Origin of the sequence: Novosphingobium sp. FKTRR1 (genome assembly GCF_020404405.1) — a bacterium.
Taxonomy (GTDB): domain Bacteria; phylum Pseudomonadota; class Alphaproteobacteria; order Sphingomonadales; family Sphingomonadaceae; genus Novosphingobium.
The window spans coordinates 1-11323 of sequence record NZ_JAIZDA010000059.1; the positions used below are offsets into that span (position 1 = coordinate 1).

9 protein-coding genes are annotated in these 11323 nt (G+C 62.1%); 8 read left to right on the forward strand and 1 reads right to left on the reverse strand.

Features of this window, described 5'->3' with window-relative positions:
- The first annotated feature begins 247 nt into the window (after positions 1-247).
- The 8 genes from LDN95_RS22235 to LDN95_RS22270 all read left to right on the forward strand — a co-directional run bounded on the left by LDN95_RS22235 (position 248) and on the right by LDN95_RS22270 (position 9779).
- Positions 248-1006: a LuxR family transcriptional regulator gene (locus tag LDN95_RS22235; RefSeq protein WP_039335484.1), complete on the forward strand. Its 759-nt coding sequence runs from the start codon at positions 248-250 to the stop codon at positions 1004-1006.
- Between the two features lie 108 nt (positions 1007-1114).
- Positions 1115-1732, forward strand: coding sequence for an acyl-homoserine-lactone synthase (locus LDN95_RS22240; protein ID WP_226019708.1), 618 nt, complete (start codon positions 1115-1117; stop codon positions 1730-1732).
- Positions 1729-2595: a phytanoyl-CoA dioxygenase family protein gene (locus LDN95_RS22245; RefSeq protein ID WP_039335488.1), complete on the forward strand. Its 867-nt coding sequence runs from the start codon at positions 1729-1731 to the stop codon at positions 2593-2595. The genes LDN95_RS22240 and LDN95_RS22245 overlap by 4 nt, the downstream gene beginning before the upstream one ends.
- The gene (locus LDN95_RS22250) at positions 2592-3203 is read left to right on the forward strand and encodes a GntR family transcriptional regulator (protein ID WP_226019709.1); all 612 of its coding nucleotides are present in this window, start codon (positions 2592-2594) and stop codon (positions 3201-3203) included. The genes LDN95_RS22245 and LDN95_RS22250 overlap by 4 nt, the downstream gene beginning before the upstream one ends.
- 319 nt (positions 3204-3522) lie before the next feature.
- Positions 3523-3969 (forward strand): RNA polymerase sigma factor, encoded by a 447-nt coding sequence (locus LDN95_RS22255; protein ID WP_226019710.1) that lies wholly within the window; start codon positions 3523-3525, stop codon positions 3967-3969.
- Positions 3970-3979: 10 nt separating this feature from the next.
- The gene (locus LDN95_RS22260) at positions 3980-4981 is read left to right on the forward strand and encodes a DUF4880 domain-containing protein (protein WP_226019711.1); all 1002 of its coding nucleotides are present in this window, start codon (positions 3980-3982) and stop codon (positions 4979-4981) included.
- Between the two features lie 92 nt (positions 4982-5073).
- Positions 5074-7635, forward strand: coding sequence for a TonB-dependent receptor (locus LDN95_RS22265; protein WP_226019712.1), 2562 nt, complete (start codon positions 5074-5076; stop codon positions 7633-7635).
- Positions 7635-9779, forward strand: coding sequence for an Atxe2 family lasso peptide isopeptidase (locus LDN95_RS22270; protein ID WP_226019713.1), 2145 nt, complete (start codon positions 7635-7637; stop codon positions 9777-9779). Before LDN95_RS22265 ends, LDN95_RS22270 begins: the two co-directional genes overlap by 1 nt.
- 32 nt (positions 9780-9811) lie before the next feature.
- On the opposite strand, the gene LDN95_RS22275 is transcribed toward LDN95_RS22270, so the two are convergent.
- The gene (locus LDN95_RS22275; RefSeq protein WP_226019714.1) at positions 9812-10888 is read right to left on the reverse strand and encodes an asparagine synthase C-terminal domain-containing protein; all 1077 of its coding nucleotides are present in this window, start codon (positions 10886-10888) and stop codon (positions 9812-9814) included.
- Between the last annotated feature and the right edge of the window lie 435 nt (positions 10889-11323).

Sequence of the window (11323 nt, forward strand, 5' to 3'; positions counted from 1 at the left end):
CCCGCACCTTCCCGCATATGCTTGCGGCGAGCGGTATCAGTCCAGGGCATGTGCTTCCTCCATCGTCTCGACAACGACGCTGAATCACAACCTACTGATATCGCTCAACCACTTTTCGCTCGGGCTCTAATCGGCCTAGCGCGTTGGTTAAACAGCCGCAGGCGTTGGCATGGAACCAGGGTCTGGGCGTTGCAGGGCGGTTCATCCTTGACGGGTTGGGTTACGTCAGGGGTGCCGATTGTCAGGCATGCCTTTGTCGCTCGTTCGCGAATTTGCACCCTACCTGATCGATGCGAAGACTTCAGCTTCCTTGTCGGACTGCCTCGCGCACATCACGCGAGAACTCGGGTTCGATCATTTCGCAGTAGCCTATGAGCCGCGGGTTCGTTTTGAGGAGCGAAAGTCGGTCTTGATGCACAACTATCCGGCAGAATGGGCCGAGGTGTATGTTTGCTTTGACCTCGCGGGACAGGACCCGGTGCGCCGTGCCTGCGATAGGGCACTGCTGGGCTTCGAATGGCGCAACGTTGCGAGGCTGATCCCCATGACGAGTGGCGATCATCGCATGCTGTCTGTTGGTCGCCACGTCGGCGTCGCAGACGGATACACGGTGCCTCGCCACATACCCGGCGAAGGCAGCGGCTCATGCTCCTTCGTGGTCGGCCCAAGAACTGAACTCCCCCGTGAGCGGTTGGAAGTGGCTGAGCTGCTTGGAGGCATCGCGATAGCGGCCGCACGTGGACTGGCAGGGCTGGGCCACTACGATTGCAGGCCAGCACTTTCGGACAGGCAGCGCGAATGCGTCTTGTGGTCCGCCAGAGGGAAGACGGCAGCAGAGGCTGCAATCATCATGGGCGTCACCGAGTTTACCGTTCGCAAGCACCTCAAGGATGCCCGAGAACGTTACAACGTCCACTGTGGCCAGACGCTCATCCTCTGCGCCCTCTATGACGGTCTGATCAGCTTTCCGGACCTCCTGCGTTGGTGGAACAACCTCCTCGATTAAGAGGATCGCCGGGAAGAGCTTTTTTAAGTTCCGCCATTCCCAGATCTGGGAATACCGCGAACGTCCGCTCGCTGTTTGGATGCGCCATCCCAACCTGGAGATGGCCCCATGCTCAACCTCACTGACGCCGCAGCGAATGAAGCCCACGCCTTTCGCACCATGTTTGCCGCCCGCAAGCGGGTATTTATCGACCTCCTGCGCTGGGATCTGCCAGTCCTTGCCGGCAAGTACGAGGTTGATCAATTCGACAACCAGCATGCCGATTACCTGATCCTGCTCGATGAAAACGGAGAGCATCGGGCATCGACCAGGTTGCTGCGCACCGATGCCTCCCACATCCTGCGAGACATGTTTCCGGTGCTGTGCCCCGGGCCAGTTCCGTCCGGACCTGCGACCCGGGAAATAACCCGCTTCTGCCTTGATCCGCGGCTGACGGCTGCACAGCGCAAGGTAGCGCGCAACGAGCTCGTGACCGCGCTGGTCCAGTACGCGCTGAGAAACGGTGTCACGGATTATACCGGTGTCGCCGGCCTTGCCTGGTATCGGCAAATCCGGACATTCGGGTGGCAATGCCGGGCGCTTGGCGATGCTGTAACACATGATGGGCAAATGCTCGTCGGTCTGCACATCAGTATCGACGGGAATACCCTTGAAGGGCTCAAGCAGGCAGGTTGCTTTGCCGAGCCGATTATCGAAATGCCCGCCGCGAGGGGAGGAGCGGCATGACGCCCATCACAATCGAGCCATGGCTCGATGAGCTGATGGCGCAAGGCTACTGCGTCATCCCGCAGCTTCTTTCGCCGAGAATCTTGTCCGATCTGGCTAGAGACTTGGAGGTCCCGTTCAGAACGACCCCATTCGGCCAAGGTCATTTCTATGGCTATCGGACCAAGCGCTTCGGCAGCCTGCTGCGCCGATCGACGCGGGCTTCGGAAATCGTCATGGAGCCCACTGTGCTCGCCCTGGCGCAGGCGGTGCTGGGGGCCGCCTGTGACAGAATCCAGCTCAACGTGGCACAGGCCATCGCAATCCACCCGGGCGAACTCGAGCAATTCCCTCACTGCGACCACGACATGTGGGCCGGGGTGAAGGGGGCGCACGAATATCTCCTGAACGTGGTCTGGCCTCTGGATCCCTTCACGCCTGAAAACGGTGCCACTCGGATATACCCCGGCACGCATCGTAATCCGCCAACTGACTTCTCGGAGCTTCCAGACCCCGTCATCACGGAGTGCGAACCTGGCTCTGCCATATGCTTTCTGGGCTCGACGCTTCATGGCGCAGGTCCAAACCGCTCCTCGGGCGTCCGCCGCGCGATCGTTGTCGGGTACAGTCTGGGCTGGCTCAAACCATACGAGAATATGTGGTTGGCCTATCCGCCAGAGGTCGCAAGGTCATTCTCGCCTGAACTTGCGGCGCTTGTCGGCTATGCTCAGCACCGCCCCAATCTTGGAAACTACGAAGGACAATGCCCGTCCGTGCTGCTCAATCGCGGCAGGCGAGGCAAGCTCGGTGCGGTCGATGCACTACGACCCGACCAGGCTGCAATGCTCTCGGAATTTGCGCGGGGGCAGGGGGCACAGCGATGAGCCCGGCGCATGTCCTCGAACCGACATACACGGCCATCAAGCAAAAGTTGCTGGATGGAGCCTGGCTTCCGGGCTCTCGCCTGGAGAGCGCGCGGATCGCCGATCTGGTAGGCGTCAGCATGACCCCGGTTCGCGACAGTCTCAATCGCCTTGTTGGCGAGCGCATGGTGGACCTGAGGCCAGGTTTCGGCTTCCATGTGCCGCGGCTCTGCACGTTCGACCTTCGTGACCTCCTGGAGCTCAACCTTTCGCTGGTGGGCCTCGCAGTGAAGCGCACGGGCCAAGCTGGGATCACTGATATCGGGACCGGCGAACCCGACCTCGCCCTGCGCTCGCGTGCTTTGTTTAGCGGCATCGCCGCAGCCGCGCGCAACGAGGCCCTGGCGGACGCAATAGAGTCGCTCAATGATCGCCTTCATCCTTTCCGGCGGATCGAGGTCGAGGTCTTGCGCGACGCCAAACAGGAAGTCGCAGATCTCGAGGCCACGGTGATAGACTCGCCCGGGCGGCAGACTGCGGTCGCTATGCGGCGTTATCATCAGCGCCGGATTTCTGCTGCCCCACGCCTCGTTGCCATGTTGCAGCAAGTCCATCCGACCAGAAGTTGACGCCGGTTGGTCGTTGACTCTTGCCAAGTCCCTGCAACCGCGCCATCTTTTGCCAAGGCAGCATCAACAGCTGGCATAAGCTGCCCGGATCACAATTCCGCCAGGCATAAAGCACGCCTGTCCCGATGGACCGGCGGTCGGTCACCGCCACGCGAGGCCGACGCAGACCTGACTCCAAACGCAGTCGGCAACTACCTTGCCGAGCTGGCGGGATCATGCCGGCTTCGGTGCCAATGTGTCTCCTACCAGATCGTCGCCTGCGCTGACATCGGCGCGCGAAGGCACGCTCGACAAGGCGTATCGCGAAGAGCGGGCCAGATTGAAGCGCTACTTCGATTGGAAGGCGGGGCCAGACTCGTCCGCAGACCTGGTGCAGGATGTCTTTGTCAGGGCCTTGGGCAGAGGTCAGACTGAGCGCTTGGAGAACCCAGCGGGCTATCTCTGGCGCATTGCCCAAAACCTCGTGATTGACACGTTGCGTGTCCGAAAGCGGCGAGGGCCGCAAGTCCAGTTCGACGAAGCGCAGCATTCGCCCGATCTTGCCGATCAGGCAGCGCTCCTTGAAGCTGCCCAGTTGCAGTTACGCTACGAGACGGCACTGGCGGCACTGCCGACGAGGACGCGCGACATTTTCCTGATGCACCGGGTCGATGAGCTGACATATCAGGAGATTGCGGTAGCCACGGACCTCACCACTGCGGGGGTCGAATATCACATGTCGAAGGCGCTTGCACATCTCGCCAAACGTCTCGGAGTGCACAGGTGAGCCTTCAGCGATGAGTGGTGAGGGGGGATCGGACAGGGAGCGCAACGCCAGTTCGACCGACGAGGCCGCGCGCTGGTTTGTATTACTGCGCGGACCTGAAGCAGATCGACACCGTCCGGATTTCGAGAAATGGCGCGACGCAAGCGAGCTGAACCGCGCGGCGTTTGAGCAGGTGGCTGCCACATTCAAAGGAGCGGAGGTTCTCAAGACGTCGGCCGACCAGCGGCATCGTCCGCTGCCGCGTGTCCGTCCGGATACCCGCTCGTGGGTCCCGGTCGCACTTGCCGCAAGTGTCGCTGTCACCCTTGTCGCAGGGGCTGCCTGGGGACCTCTACTCAATTTACAGCAGCGGGCGTCAGATGGGCGTGTCACCACGTTCGCGACCGACCATGGCACAATGCGCACGGTGCAACTCGCGCAGGGTGCAAGCCTCGCGCTGGATTCTGCGACTGAAGTGCGCCTCGAGAACCAGGACGGGGATCCGGTCGTCACCGTGGTCAAGGGACGTGCCCAGTTGCGGTTTCGCGGCAGCACCACTGAATGGTTGGTGCGTGTGGGCGACAGCGAGATGACCTCGCGAAACGGCATCTTCGACGTGAGTTGGCGCGGTGAAGATGCGCCGTCTGTGCAGCTCTATGCGGGCGAAGCCAGAACGCGGCCCGTCATGCAAAGTGCAGCCTACTTCGTCAGCGGCGAGCCGCTTCCTGTCGGCCGGGCAGTGCGGCTTGCGCGAGGCAGGGCCGAGCCGCTGCGGCCGCGCTATGCTGCGGATGAGCGAGACTGGCCGCAAGGGTGGGTTCAGTATCGCAGTGTCCCTTTGTCTGACCTCGTGCATACCGTAAACCGCTACGCCGGAAAGCCCATCATTCTTTCGGATCCTGCCCTTGGCAGCCTTCGCATTTCCGGCCGCTTCCGGATCGTAGATCCATCCGCGGTCGCCCTAAACCTGGGGCGCGTATTCACCCTGACGATCACGGAACGCCCCGACGGATTCTATATCGATCGACCCTGAGGAAATATTTGCAATTGCAACTAGGGTCCCTGCAGACCCCGACGTCATTGCCCTTATCGCCCGGCTGCTCTCGCGCAACCGGGTCAACGAGAATGAGGGAACTATCGATGACCTGCTCACCCCGATGGCTTGCCAGCTTACTTGGCGGCGCATGCATCCTGCTGACGGCCATGCCCGCTGCGGCGCAAGAGGCACGCTATGATTTCGAGATTTCCGAGACTGATCTCGGTGCAGCGCTCATGGCTGTAGCTGCCAGGGCAGGGTGGCAGGTCTATGCTCCGGCCGAGGCTGTCAGCAGCCGTCGGGTCGAGCCCTTGCGCGGCACCATGACAGTCGAGCACGCCGTAACCAGGCTTCTCTCAGGAACCGGGCTGCGGGCAAGTTTCTCGAACCGCACGATCGTCATTACCATGCCCGACAAGGCCGCACTTCCCGCTGATGCCGATGCGCCGATTGTCGTCACGGGGTCCTTGATCCGTGGTGCCGAAGTGGCAGCGCCGGTGATCAGGTTATCGCGCGAGACCATCGTCGCTGCTGGGCAGACCGATACTGGCGAAGCCCTACGTGCGATCCCGCAAAACTTTGCAGGTGGCCAGAACCCGGGGGTCGGAACAGGTGCGGGCCTGATTAACACAAACGTCAACTCGGCAGCGAGCGCGAATCTGCGAGGCCTCGGACCAGACGCAACCCTGACGCTGCTCAACGGCCACAGGCTGCCCTACGATTCGGCTTTTGGTGGCGTCGATATCTCCGCCATACCGGTTGCGGCGCTCGAGCGCATCGAAGTCGTGCCCGATGGTGCCTCGGCCCTCTATGGTTCGGATGCCGTAGCCGGTGTCGTCAACGTGATCCTGCGGCGGAACTATAGCGGCCTTGCAACGTCAGCGCAGGTCGGTGCCGCAACCGATGGCGGCTATTCTCGCCAGCAAGCCGATGTTGTGGGCGGCACGCAATGGTCCTCCGGCGGCGCCATGCTGGCTTACGACTATGCGCACAATTCCGCCATCTCTGCCGACCAGCGCAATTACGCATCCTCGCTCGACACCCGGGCGTCGTTGTACCCAGAGCAAAGACGGCACGCCGCGCTGATGACGCTTTACCAGGATTTGGGTGAGCGCCTCACTTTCAGCATGGATGTGCTCTATTCCAGGCGGACATCCCGTACGATCGGCGGTACCGCATCTTCGCGCTATCTGTTCGCGCCGCGGGTCACCACGTTTTCCATCGCTCCAGAGCTGCGATTGGAAGCAGGAGGTGACTGGAACATCAAGCTCCTGGGAGCCTTCGGGCGCGACCGCACTCGCTACCATACGACCTTCACCCCCTCGGGTAGCACGCCCACGGTAACCCAGGGTTGCTACTGCAACGATGCCACTTCGGCAGAAGTCAATGCCACCGGCCCACTCTTCGCGCTGGCTGGTGGTCCCGCTCGCCTCGCCATCGGCGGCGGTTATCGCGATAATGGCATGAGCTTCACGCGGGTTGTCGGAGGGACGCTGGCACAGGCCTTCGATGTGTCGCGCCACAGCGTCTATGGATTCGGGGAAGTGTTCCTGCCCTTTGTTGCCTCGGAAAATGGCATCGCCGGAATCAACCGGCTCAGCCTGTCAGCCGCCATGCGCTACGAAGACTACCCGGGCATGGCGCACGTTGCGACGCCGCGTCTCGGCCTGATCTACGCGCCAGTGCGCGACGTCACCTTGAAGGCCTCGTGGACGCGCTCGTTCAAGGCGCCGACGCTGTACCAACAATATGTCGGGTACCAAGCCTACCTCCTGCCTGCCGCAGCCTTCGGCGCCGGCACAGGCGCTCAGACGGTTCTCTATACCAGCGGCGGCAATCCTGTCCTGAAGCCCGAGCGGGCGCGTTCGTGGACGGCCGGGTTCGTGATCAGCCCCGCTGCTTTGCCCAACCTGACCTTCGAAGCGAGCTATTTCGACATCCGTTATCGCGGCAGGGTTGTCCAGCCCATTGCCGGTTCGATCGCAGCTGCCTTTACCGATCCTGCGTACGCTTCCCTGATCGATCGCGATCCCGCTGCAGGTCGACTGAGCCAGCTCATAGAAGGGGCACAGCTCGGTCTGCAGAACTTTACGGGCCGCCCCTATGATCCCGCCGCGGTCGTCGCGCTGGTCGACAATCGCAATCTCAATGTCGCCATCCAGCACATCAAAGGGGTCGATGCGTCTTTCAGCTGGCGCAAGGACCTGGGATCGGGTCGTTCGCTCACGGCCAATCTTGCCGGCTCGTGGCTCGACAGCGGCCAACAGGTCAACGCAGCGTTGCCCGAGGCCGATCTTGCGGGGACCCTGTTCAATCCGCCGAAGTTCCGCGGTCGCGGCAGCGTCGCTTACCAGTCGCGTGAGATTCTGGCTTCGGCCTATGTCAATTACACCGGTGCGCTTGCCGACCGCCGCTTCGCGACGCCTGTGCGTATTGCATCACAAGCGACAGTCGATCTTGCGCTCCGTTATACCGCTATTGCCGGTGCCGGTGACGAGCCGGGTCTGGCCCTTTCGCTTGTCGTCAACAACATCGCCAACAAGAAGCCGCAGATCATTCGAACGACGGGGCCGACCGATACGCCCTATGACTCGACAAACTTTTCTCCGATTGGCCGCTTCGTGGCCCTCGGTGTGTCGAGGCGATGGTAATGCTGGCCGGTGCGGTGTTCATGCTGGCTCAGGCTGTCATGCCCGGGGCTTCCGTCCCCGAAAAGTCTGCAGCAGTCAACCCTTGCCTGTCGTTTGAAGCGGAAGCCTCGAGGCCAGACGAGGACAAGCGCAGCGAGCTCACTTCCGGCCATTTGGCGGCTCTAGCCGACATCGGGCGTTCAGATCCCAACGAATCTGCCAGCCCATTTGGGGTATCGCCCGACGGAAAGCAGATCGCCTTCCTTGTGCGCCGGGCCAATCCGCAAGCCAATGCCTTTTGCCAGAAGCTGATAGTCGCGAGCCTGGCCAGGGAGGGGGCGCCGCCGCGAGAAGTCGACCGCGGCGGCGCTTTCATTCGGGCAACCTTTGCCTTGCGCAATTTCCCCGTTGTCGGCGCGGGGTACGCTCAGGTCATCACCCCGCGCTGGTCTCCGGATGGCCAGCGTATTGCCTTTCTCAAGCGCATCTCGGACCAGACCCAGGTCTGGACCGTGAACGTGGCCGGCAACGCTCCGGCGAGGCAAGCAACGGCACTGCCCGATGATGTCGAGGATTTCCGCTGGAGCACGGACGGGAAGGCACTCATTGCGCAAACGCGGCCGTCCTTGCGTGAAGCGAACGCACGGGTTGCAGCCGAGGCGCGGACAGGCTTTGTGTTCGACGATCGCTTCTCGCCGCAGTTTGCGGATCGTCCCTTGCCCACGGGGCCGATGGTCACGTCGTATACCGCGGTAGACGATGCTGGTCTTGCGCGCCCTGCCACTGATGCCGAAATCGGTGCCTTCGGGAACCAGCGCGCCAGTCCAGGCGGCGAAATCCCGGTCGGTGCGCGGGGTTTTACAAGGAGAGCGGATGGCGCCGCCGCCTGGATAGAGAGCAAGGCCCCCGGTCGATTGATCGCGCCGACACGCCTTGTCCTGCGACTGCCAGGCGGTGCAACGCGGCTTTGTGACACGGCGCTGTGCGACGGCGCGCGGCACCTGTGGTGGTCAGCCGATAGCGGTGACCTTTACGTGCTGCAGAAGACCGGATGGGGGCAGAGCCAGACAGGCTTGCTGCGTTGGCACGTGTCCTGGCCTCGCCCAAGGCGTGTTTTCGTGACCGAAGATGCGCTGATAGGCTGCACGATGTCTGGACCCGAGCTTGTCTGCGCGCGCGAGAGTGCCGCGCGACCGCGCCGCCTCGTCGCGATTGATCCTTCGGCGGGTCGTGAGCGCCTGATCCACGATCCGAACCCCGACTGGTCGAGGTTCAGACTTGGCCCGGTCAAGCGGTTGCGGTTTCGCAATGCCTATGGTGTGGAAGGTTTCGCCGACCTCGTGCTCCCGCCGGATCACGGGCAAGGGCAGAAGCACCCCCTCGTAGTCGTCCAGTACGGCAGCGACGGATTCCTTCGCGGCGGCACTGGTGATGAAGTCCCGGTCCAGGTGCTCGCCGCGAAGGGATTTGCGGTGCTGAGCTTTGCCCGGCCCGATTTTCCGGCCTGGGTCATGGAAGCAAAGGATGAGAGCGAACTGCGCGCGCGCAATCGTACCGAATGGCTCGATCGCCGAAGCGTGCAGTCCTCGCTCGAGATGGCCATTGCACAGGCCATCGCCACAGGCGCGATTGATGCGGGCCGAATGGGAATCAGCGGGTTCAGCGACGGGACCTCCACCACCCAATGGGCGCTGATCAATTCGAAGCTGTTCAAGGTCGCAAGCCTGGGCGCGTGCTGCGAGGACATGTTGGCCTATCCTCTGGCGGCAGGCCCCTTTTTCGAGAGGTTCGGGCGCGAAATGGGCTACCGCTTCTTCGAGGGCGACGCCCCGGATTTCTGGAAGCCGATGTCATTGGTGCTAAACGCGGGCAGGATTGAGGCACCGATTTTGGTTCAGACCGGCGACAGCGAATACGAGGCGGGTCTCGATGTGTTTGCTGCCTTGCGCAAGCAGGGCAAGGCCATCGAAATGATCGTGCTGGACAACGAGCCGCATTTCAAATGGCAGCCAGCGCATCGGCTTGCGATCTACGAGCGCTCGGTCGACTGGTTTCGCTTCTGGTTGATGCACGAGCTGGATTGCTCGCCCGTCAAGCGCGATCAGTACGAGCGCTGGAAGGCCATGCCAGGCGCGCCTGCGCCCACTGCTCTTCGCTGCAAATGACCAAATGGGGAATTTTTGAGCCACGCTGGAGATCAAGGCTGCCAAGAGCGCGCCCAAGCCTCAGCTTCGACAAAGTCCAGCAGCCGATAGATTATCGGGTCTTCTCCATTTGGGTCGCTGGCTATGGCCTGCTCAATCGCAACTGCATCGAGTAGTCCGTTGGACCTCAACAGGCCACCGAGAAGCATGTCCCGGATCAGCGCCCAATTCTGGGCGAAGATCACGCGCATGGCGCTGTCGGGACCGGCCTTGGACACACGGCGTACGATGGCAGCGGGCAGTTCTTGCGAGAACGCTGCACGGGCCAGTGCCCGATTGATTCCGCCCTGGCACCAGATCCATGTCGGGATCGACAGGCACAGCTCCACGAGGGGTTGGCTCATCAAGGGTGAGAACTGCAACGGGTCTGCAGGACCGCTGGCGGAATGGATGAAGTTCTGCGTCCGCAGCATCAACGCCAGGTGATCGACCTTGCCCGGATGCTTGAACGGAACCGCGAGTGCCAGGTCTTCGATTTCAGCCGGCGCGTCACAGACGGGCACATCACTTGCAAGCAATCGCCCATCAGCCATCCAGGCTGCAGGTCGAGCCCCGCGCCGCGCCCGCAAGGCCAAAGCCCGTGCCATGGCTGGCAATGTCGTTTGCGCGATCCGACACATGTCGAGAAATATTGCCGCCGTGCCGCGCGACAGGCCCTCGTTGCGCCAACGGTCGAGGATTGGCGCCGGAGAATGCAGATAGCAGAACAGATTATCGCCGCCATTGCCATCGAAGACCGCGCTTGCCCCAAACCGGCCAGCGGCTTCGATTGCTTGGCGCCGGACTTCCTGCATGAACGCCTTGCCCGAGGGGCGCGCAAATCCAAGCGAAACCGGAACGGTCAGATCGGGCATGCGGGGGTCGTAGCGGGCCTCGATGGTTTCGACGCTCAACGCCTTCGCAAGTATCCGCACTGGCACGCGCTCGTCGCCGCTGGGATCGCCCGTTGCAATCGTCAGGCAGGCGAAGTCCTGACCGGTCGTCGCAAGCGCGGCGGCGATCAACGAGGAATCGACCCCGCCCGAGGCTGATACCAGCAGGCGACCAGATACATTTCCCCACGCTCGCATGACGCGTTGCGCCGTTGTGCGCAATTCAACGGCCAATTCGTCAAAGGCTTGTGTCTCTTTGTCCGGCATGAATTGGGTAGCATGCCACACGGCTACTGACGTTGCGCCTTCGTTGGTCCACGACGTCATTTGTCCGGCGGGCACTTCTTCGATGCCGGCAAGGCAGGTTCGCTGATCGCGCCAATCTGGCCTTTGGAGATGTGAAGCCAAGTCATGCCAGGAAACACGGGGTTTCGAGGAGCAATGCGAATTGAGCAGCGTCAGATCGCTCGTGCAAGCCTGACCCTCGGCGATCTCCGATCGGTACATGTCAATCGGCGTCCAATCGGGACCCCCTATCGGCGCGCAAAAGGGACCCCCTTTGCGTTGCGAGGATCGGTTGATGCTGGGCGCAGGTTTCGCGCTGCTGGCGGCGTAGGGAGGGCGTAGCCCGAC